This window comes from Phocaeicola vulgatus ATCC 8482 (assembly GCF_000012825.1).
In the GTDB taxonomy this organism is placed as follows: domain Bacteria; phylum Bacteroidota; class Bacteroidia; order Bacteroidales; family Bacteroidaceae; genus Phocaeicola; species Phocaeicola vulgatus.
In genome coordinates this window covers 2,889,308-2,910,347 of record NC_009614.1, presented here as the reverse complement: position 1 = coordinate 2,910,347, position 21,040 = coordinate 2,889,308, and the positions used below count along the sequence as shown (strand labels likewise).

The 21,040-nt window shown below is 43.0% G+C and carries 19 protein-coding genes and 1 tRNA gene; 4 read left to right on the top strand and 16 right to left on the bottom strand.

Features of this window, described 5'->3' with window-relative positions; genetic code table 11:
- Positions 1 to 94: 94 nt before the first annotated feature.
- Positions 95 to 1,906 carry a DNA polymerase III subunit gamma/tau gene (locus BVU_RS11320; RefSeq protein WP_011965535.1) on the top strand — a complete coding sequence of 604 codons (1,812 nt, stop codon included), beginning with the start codon at positions 95 to 97 and terminating at the stop codon, positions 1,904 to 1,906.
- 363 nt (positions 1,907 to 2,269) lie between these two features.
- Here BVU_RS11320 and BVU_RS11315 read toward each other — a convergent pair.
- From BVU_RS11315 to BVU_RS11285, 7 genes are all read right to left on the bottom strand, one after another.
- Positions 2,270 to 2,357 (bottom strand) — tRNA-Ser (locus BVU_RS11315).
- A gap of 87 nt (positions 2,358 to 2,444) precedes the next feature.
- On the bottom strand, positions 2,445 to 2,900 hold the full coding sequence (queF, locus tag BVU_RS11310) for a preQ(1) synthase (RefSeq protein ID WP_005846060.1): 456 nt from the start codon (positions 2,898 to 2,900) through the stop codon (positions 2,445 to 2,447).
- Positions 2,901 to 3,118: 218 nt separating this feature from the next.
- Positions 3,119 to 3,790: a 7-cyano-7-deazaguanine synthase QueC gene (queC, locus tag BVU_RS11305; protein ID WP_011965534.1), complete on the bottom strand. Its 672-nt coding sequence runs from the start codon at positions 3,788 to 3,790 to the stop codon at positions 3,119 to 3,121.
- Between the two features lie 120 nt (positions 3,791 to 3,910).
- Positions 3,911 to 4,597, bottom strand: a complete 687-nt coding sequence (locus BVU_RS11300; protein WP_011965533.1) for a queuosine precursor transporter — start codon at positions 4,595 to 4,597, stop codon at positions 3,911 to 3,913.
- 289 nt (positions 4,598 to 4,886) lie between these two features.
- Positions 4,887 to 6,122: an ornithine--oxo-acid transaminase gene (gene rocD, locus BVU_RS11295; RefSeq protein WP_011965532.1), complete on the bottom strand. Its 1,236-nt coding sequence runs from the start codon at positions 6,120 to 6,122 to the stop codon at positions 4,887 to 4,889.
- A gap of 14 nt (positions 6,123 to 6,136) precedes the next feature.
- Complete coding sequence (ctlX, locus tag BVU_RS11290; RefSeq protein WP_011965531.1) at positions 6,137 to 7,078, bottom strand: citrulline utilization hydrolase CtlX; 942 nt, start codon at positions 7,076 to 7,078, stop codon at positions 6,137 to 6,139.
- Positions 7,071 to 7,991 (bottom strand): dimethylarginine dimethylaminohydrolase family protein, encoded by a 921-nt coding sequence (locus BVU_RS11285; protein WP_005846048.1) that lies wholly within the window; start codon positions 7,989 to 7,991, stop codon positions 7,071 to 7,073. Before BVU_RS11285 ends, ctlX begins: the two co-directional genes overlap by 8 nt.
- A gap of 117 nt (positions 7,992 to 8,108) precedes the next feature.
- On the opposite strand from BVU_RS11285, the gene nth reads away from it, so the two are divergent.
- Positions 8,109 to 8,753 carry an endonuclease III gene (gene nth / locus BVU_RS11280; RefSeq protein ID WP_005846047.1) on the top strand — a complete coding sequence of 215 codons (645 nt, stop codon included), beginning with the start codon at positions 8,109 to 8,111 and terminating at the stop codon, positions 8,751 to 8,753.
- Here the strand turns inward: nth and BVU_RS11275 are convergent.
- The 3 genes from BVU_RS11275 to BVU_RS11265 are packed head-to-tail and all read right to left on the bottom strand — an operon-like array spanning position 8,748 to position 11,418.
- Positions 8,748 to 9,524, bottom strand: coding sequence for an MBL fold metallo-hydrolase (locus BVU_RS11275; protein WP_011965530.1), 777 nt, complete (start codon positions 9,522 to 9,524; stop codon positions 8,748 to 8,750). The two genes, nth and BVU_RS11275, sit on opposite strands and share 6 nt — an antisense overlap.
- Positions 9,525 to 9,532: 8 nt before the next feature.
- Positions 9,533 to 10,546 (bottom strand): UDP-N-acetylmuramate dehydrogenase, encoded by a 1,014-nt coding sequence (gene murB / locus BVU_RS11270; protein ID WP_007845527.1) that lies wholly within the window; start codon positions 10,544 to 10,546, stop codon positions 9,533 to 9,535.
- An 11-nt stretch (positions 10,547 to 10,557) separates the two neighbouring features.
- On the bottom strand, positions 10,558 to 11,418 hold the full coding sequence (locus tag BVU_RS11265; protein WP_007836994.1) for a DUF4348 domain-containing protein: 861 nt from the start codon (positions 11,416 to 11,418) through the stop codon (positions 10,558 to 10,560).
- A 111-nt stretch (positions 11,419 to 11,529) separates the two neighbouring features.
- On the opposite strand from BVU_RS11265, the gene pheS reads away from it, so the two are divergent.
- Both pheS and BVU_RS11255 read left to right on the top strand, forming a co-directional pair.
- Positions 11,530 to 12,564, top strand: coding sequence for a phenylalanine--tRNA ligase subunit alpha (gene pheS, locus BVU_RS11260; RefSeq protein WP_005846037.1), 1,035 nt, complete (start codon positions 11,530 to 11,532; stop codon positions 12,562 to 12,564).
- 127 nt (positions 12,565 to 12,691) lie between these two features.
- On the top strand, positions 12,692 to 13,888 hold the full coding sequence (locus BVU_RS11255) for an MFS transporter (RefSeq protein ID WP_005846035.1): 1,197 nt from the start codon (positions 12,692 to 12,694) through the stop codon (positions 13,886 to 13,888).
- Here BVU_RS11255 and BVU_RS11250 read toward each other — a convergent pair.
- From BVU_RS11250 to BVU_RS11225, 6 genes are all read right to left on the bottom strand, one after another.
- Entirely contained in the window at positions 13,885 to 15,027 is a 1,143-nt protein-coding gene (locus BVU_RS11250; RefSeq protein WP_011965529.1) for a hypothetical protein, read from the bottom strand. The genes BVU_RS11255 and BVU_RS11250 overlap by 4 nt on opposite strands.
- An 89-nt stretch (positions 15,028 to 15,116) precedes the next feature.
- Positions 15,117 to 15,710 (bottom strand): aminotransferase class IV family protein, encoded by a 594-nt coding sequence (locus BVU_RS11245; protein ID WP_005846030.1) that lies wholly within the window; start codon positions 15,708 to 15,710, stop codon positions 15,117 to 15,119.
- A complete protein-coding gene (locus BVU_RS11240; RefSeq protein WP_005846027.1) occupies positions 15,694 to 16,677 on the bottom strand; it encodes an aminodeoxychorismate synthase component I in 984 nt (327 codons plus the stop codon). Before BVU_RS11240 ends, BVU_RS11245 begins: the two co-directional genes overlap by 17 nt.
- A 341-nt stretch (positions 16,678 to 17,018) precedes the next feature.
- On the bottom strand, positions 17,019 to 19,052 hold the full coding sequence (locus BVU_RS11235) for a hypothetical protein (protein WP_005846023.1): 2,034 nt from the start codon (positions 19,050 to 19,052) through the stop codon (positions 17,019 to 17,021).
- Positions 19,053 to 19,071: 19 nt separating this feature from the next.
- A complete protein-coding gene (locus BVU_RS11230; RefSeq protein WP_011965528.1) occupies positions 19,072 to 20,073 on the bottom strand; it encodes a family 43 glycosylhydrolase in 1,002 nt (333 codons plus the stop codon).
- Positions 20,070 to 21,038, bottom strand: coding sequence for a glycoside hydrolase family 43 protein (locus BVU_RS11225; RefSeq protein ID WP_011965527.1), 969 nt, complete (start codon positions 21,036 to 21,038; stop codon positions 20,070 to 20,072). Before BVU_RS11225 ends, BVU_RS11230 begins: the two co-directional genes overlap by 4 nt.
- Positions 21,039 to 21,040 lie beyond the last annotated feature (2 nt).

Below are 21,040 nucleotides of genomic sequence, written 5' to 3'. Positions count from 1 at the left end.
TGCAAAGATAGAAATATTTCAAGCAATCCTACCCATAAAAACGGATAATTTATGTACTTTTGCAGAACTCATATTAGAAAAAAGAACTCCGCTTATGGAAAATTATATCGTATCGGCACGAAAATACCGTCCCGCTACATTCGAATCGGTTGTAGGGCAACACGCGTTGACCATCACCTTAAAAAATGCTATTGCCACCGGCAAGCTGGCACATGCCTACCTGTTCTGCGGACCGCGTGGAGTGGGAAAAACAACGTGTGCACGTATCTTTGCCAAGACCATCAATTGCCAGACCCCCACTGCCGAAGGAGAAGCCTGCAATCAGTGTGAGTCTTGTCTGGCATTCAACGAACAGCGTTCTTACAACATACATGAGCTGGATGCCGCCAGCAACAACTCGGTAGAAGATATCCGTTCGCTGATTGAGCAGGTACGTATCCCGCCACAAATCGGCAAGTACAAGGTATATATCATTGATGAGGTCCATATGTTGTCGCAAGCCGCCTTCAATGCTTTTCTGAAAACATTGGAAGAACCGCCTCATCATGCCATCTTCATCCTTGCCACAACGGAAAAGCATAAGATACTGCCGACTATTCTGAGCCGTTGCCAGATTTATGACTTCAACCGCATCGGCATCAAAGACACTATCGACCATCTGCAATACGTTGCCAAACTGGAACATATCAACGCCGAACCCGAAGCCCTGACTGTCATCGCACAGAAAGCCGACGGCGGTATGCGCGATGCTCTTTCCATCTTCGACCAGGTAGTCAGCTTCACAGGTGGGAACATCACTTATAAAAGTGTGATTGAAAACCTGAATGTCTTGGATTACGAATATTATTTCAAGCTGACCGATTTGTTGCTTGAAAACAAAGTTCCCGAATCCATGCTGCTTTTTAACGACGTATTGAAAAAAGGATTTGACGGCAGTCATTTCATCACCGGACTATCCTCTCATTTCCGGGATTTGCTGGTGAGCAAGGACCCTTCCACCCTGCAATTGCTGGAAGTAGGCGCCGGTATCCGCGACCGCTATAAAGAACAAGCACAAAAATGCGACCAGAAATTCCTGTACCGTGCCATGAAGCTATGCAATGATTGTGACCTGAACTATCGTGCAAGCAAAAACAAACGTCTGCTGGTAGAACTGACACTGATTCAATGCGCCCAACTCACTCTGCCCGATGCCGACGATGCAAGTGGTGGGCGTGGCCCTAAGAAGATATTAAAACCCCTATTTACGCAGCAAGCGGCTTCCACAGCCGCCACGCAGTCACAGCCTCAGGCTAAAACTGCCGCTGCACAGACCGCAGCAACCTCCGCTCCTCAGCCACAGGGTACAAGTACAGCCGGCAGTATGAACGCAAGCCGTCCAAGCCCGCTGCCTCAGACCAGAGAAGAGAAAAAAATCCCGGTGTTCAAGGCGGGCTCACTCGGTATATCCCTGCGCCGTCCTTTGCACGAACAGCAAGCCGCGGAGAAGCAAGAAGCAAAAGCGGCAAGCACCGCTGCCCAAAACGATGCCACATACGAAGATTATATTTTCAATGAAAAAGATCTGGACTATTACTGGCGTGAATTTGCAGCCGCCCTGCCCAAGGAAGAGAAGGCTAACTCCGCACGAATGATGAACATGCATCCGCATTTGTTGAATGACACGACTTTTGAAGTGACAGTAGACAATGATATGGTGGAAAAATATATGGTACAATTGATACCATCGGTTCAGAATCACTTACGCGAACGTCTGCACAACCGGAAAATCACCATGACGGTACGTGTCAGTGCCCCTACCGAGAACATCCGTGCTTACAGCCACGTGGAACGTTTCCAGATGATGAGCAAGAAAAACCCGAATCTGCTGAAATTAAAAGAAGCACTGGGATTGGAGTTATCATAAAACCTATTAAAATAAAAAAACACCGGGAAATCCTTCAAATCCTTCATATTTACACAATACATTGTTTTTCAATGTGTTGTCGTGAAGGATTTTGAAAGGGATCCTTCATAAATGATTCATTGAGCGTAAGCTATACTTTTCCAGCCTTTGCGTCAATCAATTTATATCCATAATAATATCCCGATTAGATTGTTTTTACATCCATTATAAAATCAATCTGCCTGAACTATGGGTACTGTTTCTTATTCACCTTTTGTATTCACCACTTTCCGCATTATCATCCATACAGATAAGTGCTGGAAAAAGAAAAATTCTTGAATTGTTCAAATTCAAGAATCTACAACTTTAACTTTTCTACTTTTGCGGAGAGACGGGGATTCGAACCCCGGATACCCTTTTGGGGTATACACGCTTTCCAGGCGTGCCTCTTCAACCACTCGAGCACCTCTCCTTTTTTCGGAGTGCAAAAATAGAACAAATTTTCAAAACCAGCAAATATTTGAGTCCACAATCTATCTAATCATTCCAAGAGATACATCTATAAATCGTGATTACGCATCCGATACTCCGCCAATTCCTCATACTTAGTACCCGGACGGCCGTAATTACAATACGGATAAATGGAAATACCACCGCGCGGAGTAAAAATGCCCGTCACCTCAATATATTTAGGATCCATCAGCTTAATCAAATCTTTCATGATGATATTCACGCAATCTTCATGAAAATCGCCATGATTACGGAAACTAAACAAATACAGCTTCAAGCTCTTGCTCTCCACCATTTTCACATCAGGCAGGTAGGAGATACGGATTTCCGCAAAATCGGGCTGTCCTGTAATAGGACACAAACTGGTAAATTCGGGACAGTTAAAACGTACCCAATAGTCGTTTCCGGGATGTTTGTTCACAAAGGACTCCAACACTTCGGGAGCATAATCTTGCCTGTACTCGGTCTTCGACCCGAGAAGGGTCAATTCATCTTTTCTTTCCATTAAAATCTGTTTTTTTCATATTCATGTTTTCTCTTTCATACCTTGGAATAGAAATTCTCTCCCTGCCAAGTACATCGTTTCACTAAAGTGATGAAACTGTACCACTTGAGTGATGAAACTTCTTCACTTCAGTGATAAAACTTGCTCACTAAAGTGAAACGATATACCCGGCAAGAAAGGAACACCTTTCATACAAAGAGAAAACACCTTCGTTTATCCTATCGTTTCTCTCTTTCCGCCTTTATCTCCAGATACTTTTCCAATCCTTCACGACGGAGCTTACAGGCCGGGCAATGACCGCAGCCATCCCCCTGTACGCCATTATAGCAAGTCAGCGTTTCATGCCGGATCAAATCGAGCACGCCCAATTCGTCCGCCAACGCCCATGTTTCCGCTTTATCAATCCACATCAACGGAGTGTGAAGCACGAACTGCTCGTCCATGGCAAGGTTCAATGTCACATTCAGCGACTTGATAAAAGCATCCCGGCAATCGGGATAACCGCTGAAGTCTGTCTGCGACACACCGGTCACGATATGATTGATTCCCAATTCGCGTGCATAGACAGCCGCAATGCTCAGAAAGAACAAATTCCGCCCCGGCACAAACGTATTAGGGAAACTATCGGCAGGCTTCACCTCATCCATCGTTATCGTAGTATCTGTCAGCGAATTTTTACCCAGGTTGCCTATAAAGGAAACATCCATCGCTTTAAACTCCACCCCTGCCTTTCCGGCAATAACACGGGCCAGCTCCACTTCCTTCACATGCTTTTGTCCATAGATAAAGCTTAAAGCATACACTTTGCGGAAATGTTTTTTTGCCCAAAACAGGCAAGTGGTTGAGTCCTGCCCTCCGCTGAACACAACCAATGCGTCACTTTTATTCATTGTTGACAATTTTTCAATTTACTAATACGCCAATGTGCCAATTGCCGCGCTATGTGGATATGCTGCGCCATATACCGTATGGTAATTGGCTAACCGGCACACTGACACATCAGCACCTTATTAAAGTTCTTTGATTTTCAATACATTGTATGAGATATGCTCATCAAAGACATCACTGCCATCCACCTTCTTGATGTAATTTACCACACGGATGGTAACGGGCAGGATAATAATTTCATAGAGTGTCTTGAGCACTGCCTGAATAACCATCATCTTTATCAGTTCACCGGCAGGCATCAAACCTCCAAAGGCAACAGGAAAGAAAATCATGGAATCGGCACTCTCACCCACCAAAGTGGAAGTGATGGCACGAAGTGAAAAGTTCTTTCCTCCCGAAGCCAGCTTCATTTTACTCATGACATAGGCATTGAGAAAAGAGCCGACCAAGAAAGCGGTCAGACTGGCTACAGCGATGCGGGGCGCCATGCCGAAAACGAAGTTGAAGCCATCCTCTCCTTCCCAAAACGGAGCTGCGGGCATCAGAATGGCAAGCTGCGCCAAAGCTACCACCATGAAATTCATGGCAAAGCCCATCCAGATGATAAGACGTGCCTTGCGGAAGCCCCATACTTCGGCTATACAATCATTGATAATGTAAGAGATAGGAAATACAACCAGTCCGGCAGTCGCCGTAATTTTCCAGATCTGGACAACTTTGGTTTCCAATAAATTTGCTGCGACAAGACATACACAAAACAGTATGCCAAGCAACATGAACGATACAGATACAGTATTATTATTCTTCATTTCTCCTGTTTTTTACGTGGTGTTCTAGAATACACGACCGCTATTCACGGCATCATACGTCTATTTTTTAATTCGGGGTGCAAAGATAGAAATTATTTCCGAGTTAACCGGATATAACTGCATTAAATATTCTTATCAAGAAGAAACAGCCTCATCAAACAATTACCTTTTCTATAGCCAAACAGTATGGAACAATGAAAGATGAAGCGTCACAAACAGGTGGGTATCAGTGAAAACGATTTTAGGGGCAGATTGAATCCACCCCTAAAAGACAGGATAAAAAAATCCTTTATTCAAACAAAGCAATCGTCTTCTTTATAATTTCGATACACTCCTTTAATTGTTCCTCTGTAATCACCAATGGCGGAGCAAAACGAATAATATTCGTATGTGTCGGTTTGGCCAGCAAACCGTTTTCGGCCAATTTCAAGCAAATCTCCCACGCCAAATCCTTCGTTTCATCATTATTGATTATCAACGCATTCAGCAATCCCTTGCCCCGGACCAAAGAAGCCACACGAGATGTTTCGCACAGTTTTCTCATCTCTTCCCGGAATATCAGTCCCAGCCTGTATGCCCTGTCCGCCAACTGTTCGTCCCGTACTACCTCAAGCGCCGTAACAGCCACTGCCGCAGCAATAGGATTTCCGCCAAAAGTGGAGCCATGTTGCCCCGGACGGATAACATCCATCACTTCATTGCATGATAATACCGCAGAAACAGGACAGGCCCCACCCGATAAAGCCTTTCCCAAAATCAAGATATCCGGATGAACATTCTCATAGTCACAAGCCAGCAATTTACCTGTACGGGCAATGCCGGTCTGCACTTCATCGGCTATAAAAAGTACATTGTGGGCACGGCACAAGTCGTAACATTTTTTCAAATATCCCTCATCGGGTACATAAGCACCTGCCTCTCCCTGAATGGGCTCAACCAGGAATCCGGCCACATGAGGATGTTCGTCCAGCACTTTCGCCAATGCTTCGGCATCATTGTAGGGAATCACGACAAAGCCGGGGGTAAAAGGTCCGTAGTTATTGTAAGCGTCCGGATCAATGGAGAAAGAAACGATAGTGGTAGTACGCCCATGAAAATTATTCCGGCATACAACGATTTCCGCCGTATCCTTGGGAAGCTTTTTTACTTCATACGCCCATTTGCGGCAAAGCTTCAATGCGGTTTCTACTGCCTCGGCTCCCGTATTCATCGGTAAAACCTTGTCATATCCGAAATAACGGGTGACAAATTCTTCATACCGTCCCAACTGGCTGTTATAAAAAGCGCGTGAAGTCAAAGTCAGCTTTCGCGCCTGTTTTACCAACGTATCGATAATACGCGGATGACAATGTCCTTGGTTCACTGCCGAATAAGCGGAAAGGAAATCATAATATTTCTTTCCTTCCACATCCCATACAAACACACCTTCTCCTTTATCCAATACCACAGGAACAGGATGATAATTGTGTGCTCCATGTTTGTTCTCAAGCTCCATCAATTGAGCTGCCGATAATTTTGCATCCATAAGCTTTTTATTATTTAATGTTTTTCTTTCTTCAAGAATATTTCCGCCATCATGCAACGGGCACTTCCTCCTCCCAGCGTTTCAATGGTAGGGATGGGCATGGGAAGCAACGCGTTATACTTAGACAGCCGTTGTAACTGGCCTTCATCCAACGAATCGTAAGCACTTTGAGACATCACTAGAAACAATGCGCCTTTCCCGTTCTCCACCTGAAGCATATTTCCGGCAAAGTGATGCATCTGTTCCTCGGAGATGGCAATGATTTCTTTCCCTGTCTGCCGCAAGACGTGACAAACCTGCTCACGCTCTTCCACGTCGTCGATGCTGTCCAGACAAACGACCGCATAATCTGTCGCCACACACATCATGACATTGGTATGATAAATGGGCAGACGCTGTCCGTTTACAGTCTGATAAGCATGAAAGGACACTGGAATAAAATTCTGCTCCTTGCAGAACCGACCAAATAAAGCTTCGTCCACCCTTTGCGACAAAGCCGCGTATGCATAACGGTTCACCCGGTCCAGAATGATTCCCCCGGTCCCCTCCAGAAACCGGTTTTCTTCTTCAAAACCTGTATAATCTACCTTCCGACGGATGCTGAACCCCTCCGACTCTATCCGCTGCAAGATATCCGCCCGTCTTTCCGCCCTGCGGTTTTCCGCAAACATAGGATACAGCACCACCGTTCCGTCGTCGTGAAAGGACACCCAGTTGTTCGGAAATATGGAATCCGGAGTATGAGGTATCGGGGTATCCTGCACCGCTATTACCTCTATGCCGTTTGCACGCAACTTATCCACCATGCCCCGAAATTCCTTCAAGGCACAAGCTTGTACTGTTTCACCTGCCGCAACTGTCCGCTGCTGGAAATAATTGTTGGCCGCTGTTTCTTCATTGAACCCGAAGGCCACGGGTTCCACCATCAAAATGTGGTTTGTTGTTTGTTTAGTCATTTTCTCGGATTAATGGTAAGGTGGAGCAGCGCAACAGTCCGCCCATCTTAGATATTTCATAATAAGGTACACGCTCTACCGTCATTCCCCATACCTCTTCCATAAAGGTATTCAGGCGGATAAAGTTCTTTTCAGAAACCACCACCTCAGGAGAGATGGAAAAGACATTCGTATTCATATAGTACATCTCTTCCCGCGTTATTTCAAATACATTCTCCCTGCCGAACAAATCGAGCAGAGTATGATAATCCTGAGGATACATAAATCCGTCCTTATAAATAATCGCATGCCCTTTCCCTACCGGCATAAAGGTACAATCCAGATGCAGAATCCCCGCACGTGGATCTGTATTATGTTTTTTCAGCTCCAAGGGGATGAATATCTTCCCCGGACAGATTTCTTTCAGAAAGGAAAAAGCATACCGGTTGGTACGTGCCGTCTTCATCTGCGGGTAATCGGGCTGGGTATAAAGGCCTACAAACACTATATTATTGTAAAGCACCACATCACCTCCCTCTACGTGCGCCTTTTCGGGAAGGTTGAAAATCTTGTTATAAGCTATCTGATTATAGACCACTTCGTAGGCTTCCTTCTCATCCTCCCGGTTGGGGATGATGTTGGAAACAATAATCTTGTCGTCAATCACAAACCCCACATCACGGGCAAACACCTGATTACAATTCTCCAGTGTCCACGGGCGATAGACCTGTACCCCATATTTCAACAATACGCTTTCAAAGCATCTCATCTCTTTGAAAATATCTTCTTCATGGGGGTATATGTTATGCAATACGGACTCGTATGACTTGGCGTCATAAGTTTCTTCCAGCGTGGGGACCTTCCCTATGGAACCGGGTTGTCCAAGCACCACAGCTTTCAATGTAGAAGTTTCATTCTTTACGTTAAGCTGCATAAATCTAATATATTTATGCAAATATAAGAAGTTTACTCAACTAAACAAATGAATTGCCCGAATAATTCTACCCTATTGATTTATCAATTATATTTGTAACCGAAAAAAGAAGGTAAGATGAAAAAACAAGAACTTTATAACAAGGTGATCGCTTATTTTCAAGAAGCGATGCCTGTTGCCGAAACCGAACTTCATTACAATAACCCATTCGAGTTATTGATAGCTGTTATCCTGAGTGCACAATGCACGGACAAACGGGTAAATATGATCACCCCTCCTCTTTACCGGGATTTCCCGACTCCTGAGGCATTGGCCGCTTCGACGCCGGAAGTGATTTATGAATACATACGGAGTGTAAGTTATCCCAACAACAAGGCAAAACACCTGGTGGGCATGGCGCAAATGCTGGTGAAAGATTTTCATAGCGAAGTACCGGGAACATTGGAAGAACTGGTCAAACTGCCGGGAGTGGGACGCAAGACAGCCAACGTCATCCAAAGTGTAGTATTCAATAAAGCGGCCATGGCGGTAGATACACATGTGTTCCGCGTGAGCCACCGCATCGGGCTGGTTCCTCAAACCTGCACCACACCGCTGGCTACCGAGAAATATCTGATGAAATATATTCCGAAGGAGATTGTGCCCACCGCACATCATTGGCTTATTTTACACGGAAGATATGTTTGTGTGGCACGGACACCGAAATGTTCGGAATGCGGGTTGAACGGATTGTGCCGGTATTCGTTGAAGCCGGCTTTATAAACAAATTTTCATTCCATCGTATGCAAAATGCACATGCGGCGGCAATAACCGTTCAGCATCAGCATGTAATCCTATATGATGACTCATGTGAATAAAATAGGTTTCCCCGGCTCCTATTCTTTGTGCATTGTCCAAAGCCTCCTTCAAATTCTGGTGGGTATGGTGAGGCTGAGGACGCAATGCATTCATTACCAACACATCCAGTCCTTGCAGCAAATCATATTCAGCCCCAGGCATCGTCAACATATCGGTAATCCATGCCATCCGGCCGATACGGTATCCCAAAATGGACAGTTTGCCATGCATTACCCGAAGAGGTGTCACCTCTACTTTGTTTCCTTCGGGATTGCCGATAATAAAAGGAGAATCGGGAACAATTTCCTCTAATGTAATACGGGGAACTCCCGGATAAAGATGTTCGGCAAAACAATAAGGAATACGCTGGCGTAAACGCTCTGCCGTATATTGTTCGGCATAAACCGGCACATCGCGAAAACGACAGAAAGGACGCAAATCATCCAAGCCTCCTACATGGTCATAGTGTTCGTGAGTAATCAAAACACCGTCCAACGGCTTGAAATCGTTCAACCGTATCATCTGTTCACGGAAATCGGGACCGCAATCTATCAGAATCCGGAGCCCTTCCGTTTCTATCAGTCCCGAACAACGCAAACGGTTGTCCCGGGGATCGCTGCTGGTACATACCGGACATTTGCACCCTATTTCGGGTACTCCCGTAGACGTTCCGCTGCCTAGTATTGTAATCTTCATATTATACTTTATATAAAATTCACTTCGGGAGAGATAGCTACCCCGAACTTTTGAAGCACAGACTCCTGTATCCGTCTGGCAAGAGCAATCACTTCATCTCCCGTAGCGCCTCCACAGTTCACCAAGACCAACGCCTGTTTAGAATGAACACCCGCGCGCCCTATTTGTTTGCCTTTCCAGCCGCAACGGTCTATCATCCATGCAGCAGGAATCTTCACCCGATTGCCATCCACTTCATAATGTGGCATATCAGGATACTGTTGCTGTACTATTTCAAACTGCCTGCGTGGAACAATCGGATTCATAAAGAAACTTCCGGCATTTCCCTGCACCCGGGGATCGGGCAACTTGGCTTCACGCACGGCAATAATCACCTTCCTTACATTCTCCAATGCCACCTCACCTCCTCGCTTTTCCAATTCGCCACGCACATTTCCATACTCCAGATTAAAAACCGGCTGCTTACTTAAACGATAAGTGACGTAAGTCACTATATATTTACCTTTCAAATCTTTCTTGAAAATGCTTTCACGATAAGCATAACGGCATTCCTCTTTGGTAAAAATCCGTTTCCTGCCGGTTTCCACCTCGACGGTTTCCACACTTACAATCAAATCTTTTGCCTCAACACCATACGCACCGATATTCTGAACGGCAGAAGCACCCACTTCACCGGGAATCAATGACAGATTTTCAGCACCATACCAACTGTTCTTCACGGTATATGCCACAAAATCATCCCACACCTCACCGGCTCCTGCCCTTACCTCTATTTCCTGTTCGTTTTCAGCAACCACCTCATACCCCCGGATAGCCGAATGCAGGACAGTCCCTGCATAATCACCTTTAAAAAGCAAATTGCTTCCTCCGCCGATATGCAACCAGTTACCGGCCATCAGGTTTTTATCCGACAAGATGGATTGCAGCTCTGTCACCGATTCATATTCCACAAACAAAGATGCCTTCACATCCATACCAAATGTATTATGAGGCAACAGAGAATAGTCTTTTATTTCCTTCATTTACAATCAAATCAATCGCTCAGATCCTCAAACTGCATCAGTTTCCATAGACCGTGCCGCCGTTCAAAATAGAGCGTATTATTAAATCCATTGCCAAAACCTTTCATTTCAATCACTTTCGTATTGGAATGCACATTCTCGTTCTGGCCATAGTTCACATTAGTCAGATTCTCACGAGGCAACACAGGCTGGAATGCGAACCATTGTCCGGCCTCCAAAGTCGTTTCCAGTATCTGAAACTCGTCTTCGGGATCAGCAGTCACAAACTTCAACGGTTCGTGCAAACGTGACAACTGGAAAACCGAATCATTGGCAAAACGTTCATAAAACTCAAAGAAGTCCTCCTTACCGGTATCCTCTCTCGGCATATCCGCGAAATCTATGGCTTCCAGTTTCCACAGCCCCTTCAGACGCTCAAAATAGTACCGCTTGATTTTTCCCTTCTTCAAGTAAATCCATTCTATCTTGACACTGGTAAGCCCCGTATCTTTCTCCATTTCCATATCTTCCGCCTTATCGAACAGAACTGTATAGGCATCTTGCCGGCTGAATAAAGGATCGTGTTTCCATTGGTCCTTTTCAATGTGCTCTTTCTTTTCCATTGTATAATACGGCAAAGGGAACACGATGCGTGACAATTGTAACTTTTCATCACTGGCAAAATTGTAGAAAAAGTCGGCAAAACTTTCGTCGGCCGTAGCGGGAACCATTGGTTCTTCCTCTACCGCAGCCATCGCTTCTGTTGTGTCCGGGGGTGCAGTCAGCGAATCAATCTCCTCAGTAAGCGTCTCGAAGGGGTCCATTTTCTTTTTTCCACCTCCACAGGAGCTTATCAGCATAAGCAGACAAACTCCGATTATTAGTTTTCTCATTTTCTATATTTAGAAAAAATCGATGCAAAAATATCGTTTTTTTTAGTTTTCAGCAAAATATATGGGTTTAATTCGCTAACTTTGCGGTCATTAAAAAATAAAGAAGAAACTATGTTAGCTAAAATAGAACAATTACTTCAGGAAATTGAAGGCTTGCAAGCAGCCAATGCGGAAGAATTGGAAGCCTTGCGCATTAAATATCTTAGCAAAAAAGGAGCGATTAATGAGTTGATGGCAGACTTCCGCAACGTACCTGCCGAGCAGAAAAAAGAGGTGGGTATGAAACTGAACGAGCTGAAGAACAAGGCTCAGGAGCGTATCGCCTCATTGAAAGAAGCTTTCGAAACCCAAGATAACAGCGCAGCCGAAATGGATCTTACCCGTACGGCTTATCCCATCGAACTGGGAACACGTCACCCGCTGAGCATTGTAAAGAATGAAATCATTGATATATTCCATCGGCTGGGCTTCAGTATTGCCGACGGTCCCGAAATAGAAGACGACTTGCACGTATTCACTGCCATGAATTTTGCCGAAGACCATCCTGCACGTGATATGCAAGATACTTTCTTCATCGAAGCCAATCAGGAAGATGTGAAAAAGAACATCGTACTTCGCACTCACACCTCTTCCGTACAGGCAAGAGCTATGGAACATTCGCAACCTCCTATCCGCATCATCTGTCCGGGACGTGTATACCGCAATGAAGCGATCAGTTATCGTGCCCATGCATTCTTCCATCAAGTGGAAGCACTCTACATTGACAAGAATGTATCATTCACTGATTTGAAGCAGGTATTGCTGTTGTTTGCCAAAGAAATGTTCGGCGAAGATACTCAAATCCGTCTGCGTCCGTCCTATTTCCCGTTCACCGAACCAAGTGCCGAAATGGATATCAGTTGTAATATTTGCGGCGGAAAAGGTTGTCCGTTCTGTAAAGGCACAGGCTGGGTGGAAATTCTGGGATGTGGTATGGTGGATCCGAATGTATTGGAAGCCAACGGCATTGACAGCAAAGTTTACTCAGGCTATGCGCTAGGTATGGGTATTGAACGCATTACCAACTTGAAATATCGTGTAAACGACTTACGATTATTCTCTGAAAACGATACCCGCTTCCTGAAAGAATTCGAAGCAGCCAATTAATAATGTGTCAATGTGACCATGTGCTGATATGCCAATTGCCATGCGGAATAGAACGCGGTCAATTGGCATATTAACATATTGCCACATTAGCATATTGATACATTGACATATTAGCACATTATTGCTTATGAAGGACAAGCTGATTACCAAAAATTATATAGAAATACTGGCAGCCAATTTTCTATTATTCTTTGGATTCTGGTTACTGATGCCTGTATTGCCTTTCTATCTGGCAGAAGTTTTTGACGCCAACAAAACAACCATAGGGGCCGTACTTTCCTGTTACACCATTGCCGCCCTGTGCATACGCCCCTTTTCCGGCTATCTGTTAGATACATTTGCCCGCAAACCACTTTATCTGTTGGCTTATTTCACTTTTACCGCCATCTTCGGAGGATATCTCATTGCAGGAACACTAACCTTATTTATTTTATTCCGCATTATACACGGAGTATCATTCGGCATGGTGACAGTCAGCGGAAATACCATTGTCATTGATATCATGCCTTCTTCACGTCGTGGGGAAGGATTAGGATATTATGGGCTGGCAAACAATATAGCCATGTCCATCGGACCGATGACCGGACTCTTCCTACATGATGCAGGAGCAGACTATACGCTTATCTTCTGTTGCTCATTAGGTTCCTGCCTGATAGGATTTCTATGCGCCTCATTGGTAAAGACCACCTACAAACCTCCTGTAAAACGAGAACCGATATCATTGGACCGCTTTATTTTGCTTAAAGGAATACCGGCAGGTTTCAGTCTGTTATTACTATCCATCCCTTATGGCATGACCACCAATTACGTTGCAATGTATGCCAAGCAAATAGGTATCCAGTCATCCACCGGTTTCTTCTTCACCTTCATGGCGTTGGGAATGGCAGTTTCCCGTCTTTTCTCCGGACGCCTGGTAGACCGGGGAATGGTTACTCAAGTTATTGAAGCCGGCCTGTATCTGGTCTGCTTCTGTTTCTTCGGTTTGAGTTCATGCGGATGGCTGACAACATGGAGTCTGCAATGGACCACTTATTTTCTGTTCACCATAGCTCTTTTACTAGGTATTGGGTTTGGAACCATGTTCCCTGCCTATAACACGCTGTTTGTGAACTTGGCCCCCAACAACCAGCGTGGTACGGCAACCAGTACCTACTTGACTTCGTGGGATGTAGGTATAGGCGCCGGCATGTTATTGGGCGGATATATAGCAGAAATAGCCACCTTCAAGATGGCCTATCTATTCGGAGCCGCACTCACTGTTATTTCGTTATTTTATTTTAGAAGCAAAGTGGCTCCCCACTTCCACCGACATAAGTTGCGCTAATCCTTATATGTCAGTACCATGATATGGGAAAGCCGGTCGTTCACAACCGACAATTGGGTTGAAAGAATAAACGAATGGAATAAAGGAGCATTCTCCAACAGAAATGCCGGCAAATAAGGCTCGAAACGTTCCGGGTTGCGGGAAATCTTGTTCATGTCCGCCACAAGCATAAAGGCTGCATCACGTGAAAGATTGGCTACACATTCATTGAACAATGTCCTGCTATTTCTTTCGTAGGCCTCTTCCATATAATTTGCCATGGAATCTTTATCAGCAGAAATAATCAAACTATCTTCCCTTATATCCGGAATATTCTTCAATTTTTTGGCCATCTGGTTCACACAGCCGCATGAATCAGGCATAAAAGTATCTCCGGTGAGGTACACCACATCACTGTTCATGTGAAAGTCAAACTCACTCCAACAGCCACTGTTATCCTGCAAGAAAGGCATAGACGGTGTACGTCCGTATAAAGTCAGGAAGTTATGCGTTTTCTTTTTCTGCATCGCTTTGGCAAACACGGGATCATTACTCAATGCTTTCTCTTCATCCTCACGCGCATCAATCACTTTCTCTATCAAACTCTTCTGATAACTCACCACATAGAATCCCGCCTCGCTATAGACAGCTAGAAAATCATTATTGCCCAATGGATAGACTGCTATAGTTTTTCCTCTGTATTTCTCTTTTTTAGGTGAAAAACTTCCCGGAGTTCTCTCTAACAACATATCTCCCAATGTTTCCTTATCATCAGCCCCCATACGGAAATATACCACCTGGTCACGCGGAGTACCCGGAGAATGGAAACTGACCACCACCCGGCTCATCTTACTGCTCAGACCATGAGCAGTGTTAGTGGTATATTCGTTCAAACCTCCCAACACATAATTAAACAAACCGGGAAACTGGAAATTACCCAGTTCTTCAGAATAGTTCAATTGAGGAAATTCATTCAGAAAATAATTAATATTATCACTCTCCAACACACCGATGCAATCAGCCGGTACAAGTGAGAAGAGATTGATCTCACGACTCTTATCCGTCAGGCTTAATTTAGCAAAGCCGTAAAAGCCCACAGCCGTACAAAACAATACCACTGATAGCACCATACCCAACTTGGCAACTGTCCGCAATCTCATACCCTACCTATATTTATATTTTTTTTGCAAATATAGCAAATTATTTAAGGAAACAAACAAAAATCTTCAAAATTCCACCTTCTTTCTTATTATCCGTAAATGGTTCCGGTAGAAAATTCCAACGCTCCCCATTTAATCATAGCGTTAAATAACCTAACAAAAGAATAAGAGGATAGTTCTTCCGGCCGGATATCTTTTTCTTTTATAATTCCGTTGTCAATCAATGCTGTACGGCAAGTCCCTCTCAACAAAGGTAATTTAGGTGTGAACCAATCCTTACCATCAAACAAGGCAATATTAGCTATGGAAGTATCGGTCAGCAGTCCGCGTCTGACAATTAAAATATCATCCCGTTCTCCACGGCAGGCAAAAAGCCGGTTTAAAGCTTCCCTGTCTGTACTTTTATAAGTATAATCTATATCATCCGAATAAACCAACTGCAAAGAATGTACCGGACGCATCTGATAGGCTTCATAACTAATTTCTTTTATTCCACTTCCATCATAAATCACCCTACATTTCATTCCGTTCATCTCCGGTGTCAATTTCAGGTATTCACCTAATTCTATGCCGGCACAGTCCGGCCAGAAATGATGAAGGGTATTGTTCAGTCTTTCATTATGATAAGACAAATTACACGCTTTTCCTTGTTCTATCCGTATAGTTTCAATAAATGGGTACATAAATCTTCTGTATCATTTCATTATATTCACTTTGTAAATCACTCTTTGAAGTAATTCCTCCCCCCGCCTTATAATAAAGATTCTCTCCTTCCTGTTCTAAAAAACGGATCATCACCGCACTGTCTAAAGTCCTGCCGTCACAATAACCCATTATGCCCGTATAAAATCCACGCTCATAATTTTCCGCTTCTTCAATAATATCCATCGTCTTGGATTTGGGCGCTCCGGTTATGGAACCGGCTGGTAACAAACGAAATATAATATCTCCTATATGCGATGGGTAATCATCGGGCAAGACACCACATATTTCGGAGCTTGTCTGAAAGATAGGTCCCTTATTGGTTTCAAGCCGGTCACAATAACGATAGCGGACAACCCTGACCTGTTCCGCCACCATACTCAAATCATTACGAATCAGATCTACAATGGTAGCATGTTCGGCAGTTTCCTTAGAATCATCCATCAACAGTTTTTCCGCATTAGGTAAGGTAGCGTCAATCGTTCCTTTCATGGGGAAAGATTTTATCTCGCCATCTTCTATACGAACAAAAATTTCGGGTGAGAAACAGACCAGTTTATCTTTCAACCAAAGTCTATAAAGCGCTTTGGAGTACCGGAACACATCCTCCAAAGTAAGATTAGTACTGACAGGAACCTTGCAAGTCAAATTAGCGAGATAGCTGTTACCTGCCAGAATATTCCGTTTTACGATTTCAAAAGCCTGCCGGTAGTCTGTCAAAGACATTGGAACAAAGTTCCAGTCTATCTGCCCACTGTAACTTTCTGTTACAGTATCCACATTTTTCACTCCATTAAAGTTATAACGGCAACGGGTAGAATCAATCCGACTTATTTCCTCTATCAAGGAACACTGCTGTTTATAATCTATAATAAAAAGGAAAGGCTTCCGGCTACCCGCCAGCTCATTCATACGTTTTATAGCTTCCGGTCTTTTATATTGTTGCATTTTTAGCTGTTAAATTATCTTGTAACAATCATTTTTCAAGGGGAACAAAGTTAAGAATTTAAAGTAAACTGTTATCTTAACATAGAGAAATTCTTTCTTTTACTTGTTTTATTCAATAAGAGATGTAAAGTCAGAACAATAATGCCAGTGACGGTAAAAAATTATGCCGGGAACATCTGTAAAGACAATCCCCGGCTTTTTAATATACTTCAGGTATCCTTCCTTAAAGAGAAAGCTGATTTTCTGAAAAAGGACATACCTTTCCCTACAAAAGAAAAGAAAATCAAGTTTTAAATGAAATGCTAATCACTTAACATCATAATAAATTATCAATTTTCAAACTATTTTTTCAAGAACTTCTCGGCACGTCCCGGAGAAAATAATTCCCACAATGAAGCCACTGTCCATCCCGGAGCAAAAATATCATTATAATAGCCTTTACCATTCTTACCGTAGTCCCAGTTAGTATGCTGGACAACCTCCGGATAATATCCTGTTTTGGCAATACCACATCGATGCCCTTCATAGGGTAACAACTGACGCATTGATGTACTGATTACCTGAGAAAAATCCGAAAAACGCTTTTCATTATATTCTTTTGCCAACCAGTTCAATACGTCAGCGAAATCAAAGATAAAGACATCAATATGGTTATTTTCTACAGAAACATTTCCCCAGCCTCTAGTTTTCAACCCTAAATCACCCAACATCTGACCGGGGGCAAAAGGGACATCCCATGTATAGTACCATGACAATGCAAAATAAGCTGCCTTCCTCGCCAACCCAGCATAATGGGCTCGTTCAGCTCCTTTTGTAGCTAAAGCCAAATAGTAAGCGGCAGTTGACGCATACAAAGATGCCTCTTTATCCTCGCAATTAGCATCCAAAGTAGAAGAAAAATAATCGGACTTCGAAATCAATTCCTTTTCCAAATACTCCACCGTATGTTTTGCACTTGCCAAATACCGTTTATCCTTAAAATATTTATATCCCATAACCAATGGCAAAGTTGCCGAAGGGGTACTTCCCCCACTCTTGTCTACAATAGAAAAGTCATCTTTAAACTTACGAGGAAAACTACCGTCCTTATTTTGTAAACGCAGAAACATATCCAACATACTTTTTATACGCTTTTCCCACTCAGGATGTTTACGACCTTGCAGTCTTTCGTAATTCAAAAAATGAAGCAGGGCATATACCCCTTCAGACTGACGGCGGATACTATGAACAGACTCTACAAAATTACGCCTATAATGTACTACTTCATTAAAGAAACCCGTTTCCGAAAATCCATTCTGCAAATAAGAATCAAAAATTTTATAAGCATTCGTCACCAAATCCGTACGACGCTGCTGTTCTCCATATTCCAATGCATTAAAAGCATTCAACAAAGTACGTCCCACAAAACCCACTTCGGCAACATCCGTTTGGTCACAAGTAGCTGTACGCAATTCCACCCCCGAATAATAATGAGTAGGAGTATTTCCGACAAAACTTTCCACGAAGAAATTACTCATCACTTCCTTCATTTTCTCAGGAGAATAAGGTGTATTTACAATTTGAGGACAGTTTGTATCATAAGAATATTCCCAAATATGCTGCACACATTCTGAAAAATCAGCAATTTCCGACTCATGTAATTCCCAAGTCAGAGAAAGACTCTCACCTTTACGTAATAATTGATAGGCCTCAACCGAAGGAGCCAATGTCAATTTACGAATATAAGTTTTAGGAGCTTCCTTGTAAGGAAACCCAAAAGACAAAGAAGCGATACCCGAGAGGTTTTCAAATCCTGTATAACCTATAGAGGTTTTACCAGACAATATCACTTCCCCTTCCTTATGGGTAGTCAAAGCATCCGAAGCCATATTATCCAGCCGGATAACAGAATATGTTTTCCTATTCTTTTCATCAAAAATAGCAGTCAAGGGAGTACTTAAACGGTCTTCACGAACCAACCAGCTATCCGAGGTATGAAAAGACGGCGCTTCTTGAGGAGAACGCAAGTTACGACGATACCAAAATCCAGGCATATAAAACAAACAATCATCATGATGACAACCAGTCATTACCTGCTCACCAAAATTGAAATAAACATCATCCAATGCAGTCATAAAAATGACAATACGCTGGTTGCCGTCTTTTTCTTCAACATTCTGATAAATCACCACAGGTAATTTATCGGCCGCCACCCACTGATATTCAAAATTACTATTATCCAATTGCTGCAAAGTCAGCGGATACCGCTTCGCATCATTACCAGGCACTTTCAAAGCAATGGAAGCCGAAACATTTTCCGGTGTATAGTTCACAGCTTCCGCACAAGTCATTCCTGCCAGACACACCACACTACATACAAAGTTTTTCCAATTCATATTTTTATGTATTTATTAATTACAATACAGGTTTTTCCGATTTCAATGAGGGAGAATCCGTAGCTACCACAGGCCATCCGTCTTTCCAACTTATTTTATCCATCATCAAAACACGCCCTTCAGGATGCTTTGTGGCCACTGCATGATAAAATACCCAATCATTACCCACTTTATCAGTCACAATCTCCGAATTGTGTCCTGTTCCCACAAACGAACTATTCTTATGAATCAACACTTCATGTTGGTTATCCATCATTGTCCTCCCGTTCTTATCAACATAAGGTCCAAACAAATTTTCTGAACGAGCAACTACAGTAGTGTAAGTGCTATTCAATCCTTCACAGCAAGTCCCTATGGAAGCAAAAAAATAGTAAAAACCTTCTTTTTTATGAATATAAGTTCCTTCATAAGCTGTACCAGCCACCTGCCGAGGCTTCTTCCCTTGTTTTATTGAAAGACCGTCCTCACTTAATTCAATGCCATAAATGCCCCGAAAGCTGCCCCAAAACAAAAATTTCTTTCCGGCATCTTCTATATAGAAAGGGTCAATAGAATTCTGTACATTAATCTCGTTACTCCGAAACATCAGACCATGGTCTTTAAATGGCCCCGAAAGTTTGTCTGCCGTAGCGCAACCGATACCACAGGTCCACTCACCTCCCCATTTAGACATAGAATAATAAAGTACATACGTATCACCTATCTTATTGATATCCGGAGCCCATAAGCCTCCACCCGGTTCAAAATCAGGACGCGTTCGATCCGTGAATGCTGTACCTACCCATTCCCAATTAATCAAATCCTTGGAACGATGGATCGGCAAATTACGAATATCTTCGGTTGCATACAAATAATAATAACCATCACCACCTTCTATAATAGTAGGATCGGGCAGACTATAATCTATCACCGGATTCCAGTAATAGCTGGTTTTATCACCATCAGATATTTCTTCTTGCGCAGACGATGATGAGCAAGACACCAAACAAAAGCAGATAGACAGGATCAAATTTTTTCTCATTGCAGTAATTTAGGAGTTATATATTCTTTACTGATTCTCATACGGTCTGTTCCATTCACATTCTCAAAATTTACCGTACCAATATACATAGCACGCGGATGAATATTACTTTTATCTTTGTGGGCATGGAATACAATACGAAGTTTTCCCTCTTTATCAGTGAACATGGCGCTATGCCCTACACCTACCAACCCACCAGGATTTTGCAATAATGGATTTTCGTCGTATTTAGCCCATTCCCCCATTATATCGGTAGCTGTAGCACAACCTACACCATAGAATGGACTTTCATAACTATTCGCAGAATAAGTCATATAATAAATTCCATTGTGTTTGAGAATATAAGAACCTTCATTGACTCGAGGCCACACTTCCTCCCAAGCCTGTGAAACATGAATACAAGGACGCATCGTTTCTTTCTTAAGGGTTATCAAATCTTTTTCCAACTCGGCTATCCATACATTATTCCCATCATTAAAACGGACAAATGACAAATAAGGAGTACCGTCATCATCCATGAAAAAAGAATTATCAATACATTTCTCCTCAACAATCATAGGTTCTTGCTTATTTTGTATAAATGGTCCTACAGGGGAATCTGCCACTGCTACACAAATATGCTCATCTGCCGAATAATACATATAAAATTTACCATTCACTTCATATACTTCCGGTGCCCAAAACCAACGGTCTGCCCATGAATCCTTCTTATTCAAAGCCAGCCCTTTATATTTCCACGTTTTTAAATTATCCGAGATATAAACCTCTATTCCTTCATCCGAGTGAGTACCATAAGCATAATAAGTCCCATTGTGCAACAATATAAACGGGTCACCCAGTGGAACAGGTATTTCCAGCTCTTCCACAATTATTTCATTCACATTCTTATATTCTGAGGAACATGACTGACAAGAAGTCAATGTCCCCAACATCAATAACCAAATAAAAATCATTTTTTTTTTCATAA

Bases quoted from the DNA above. Each gene is read 5' to 3' on its own strand.
- queF (WP_005846060.1), bottom strand. From the start codon at position 2,900: ATGGAAAGAAAAGATGAATTGACCCTTCTCGGGTCGAAGACCGAGTAC.
- BVU_RS11300 (WP_011965533.1), bottom strand. From the start codon at position 4,597: ATGAAGAATAATAATACTGTATCTGTATCGTTCATGTTGCTTGGCATA.
- murB (WP_007845527.1), bottom strand. From the start codon at position 10,546: ATGAAGGAAATAAAAGACTATTCTCTGTTGCCTCATAATACATTTGGT.
- rocD (WP_011965532.1), bottom strand. From the start codon at position 6,122: ATGGATGCAAAATTATCGGCAGCTCAATTGATGGAGCTTGAGAACAAA.
- BVU_RS11320 (WP_011965535.1), top strand. From the start codon at position 95: ATGGAAAATTATATCGTATCGGCACGAAAATACCGTCCCGCTACATTC.
- queC (WP_011965534.1), bottom strand. From the start codon at position 3,790: ATGAATAAAAGTGACGCATTGGTTGTGTTCAGCGGAGGGCAGGACTCA.
- nth (WP_005846047.1), top strand. From the start codon at position 8,109: ATGAAAAAACAAGAACTTTATAACAAGGTGATCGCTTATTTTCAAGAA.
- pheS (WP_005846037.1), top strand. From the start codon at position 11,530: ATGTTAGCTAAAATAGAACAATTACTTCAGGAAATTGAAGGCTTGCAA.
- BVU_RS11225 (WP_011965527.1), bottom strand. From the start codon at position 21,038: ATGAAAAAAAAAATGATTTTTATTTGGTTATTGATGTTGGGGACATTG.
- ctlX (WP_011965531.1), bottom strand. From the start codon at position 7,078: ATGACTAAACAAACAACAAACCACATTTTGATGGTGGAACCCGTGGCC.
- BVU_RS11255 (WP_005846035.1), top strand. From the start codon at position 12,692: ATGAAGGACAAGCTGATTACCAAAAATTATATAGAAATACTGGCAGCC.
- BVU_RS11235 (WP_005846023.1), bottom strand. From the start codon at position 19,052: ATGAATTGGAAAAACTTTGTATGTAGTGTGGTGTGTCTGGCAGGAATG.
- BVU_RS11265 (WP_007836994.1), bottom strand. From the start codon at position 11,418: ATGAGAAAACTAATAATCGGAGTTTGTCTGCTTATGCTGATAAGCTCC.
- BVU_RS11245 (WP_005846030.1), bottom strand. From the start codon at position 15,710: ATGTACCCATTTATTGAAACTATACGGATAGAACAAGGAAAAGCGTGT.
- BVU_RS11250 (WP_011965529.1), bottom strand. From the start codon at position 15,027: ATGAGATTGCGGACAGTTGCCAAGTTGGGTATGGTGCTATCAGTGGTA.
- BVU_RS11240 (WP_005846027.1), bottom strand. From the start codon at position 16,677: ATGCAACAATATAAAAGACCGGAAGCTATAAAACGTATGAATGAGCTG.
- BVU_RS11285 (WP_005846048.1), bottom strand. From the start codon at position 7,991: ATGCAGCTTAACGTAAAGAATGAAACTTCTACATTGAAAGCTGTGGTG.
- BVU_RS11230 (WP_011965528.1), bottom strand. From the start codon at position 20,073: ATGAGAAAAAATTTGATCCTGTCTATCTGCTTTTGTTTGGTGTCTTGC.
- BVU_RS11275 (WP_011965530.1), bottom strand. From the start codon at position 9,524: ATGAAGATTACAATACTAGGCAGCGGAACGTCTACGGGAGTACCCGAA.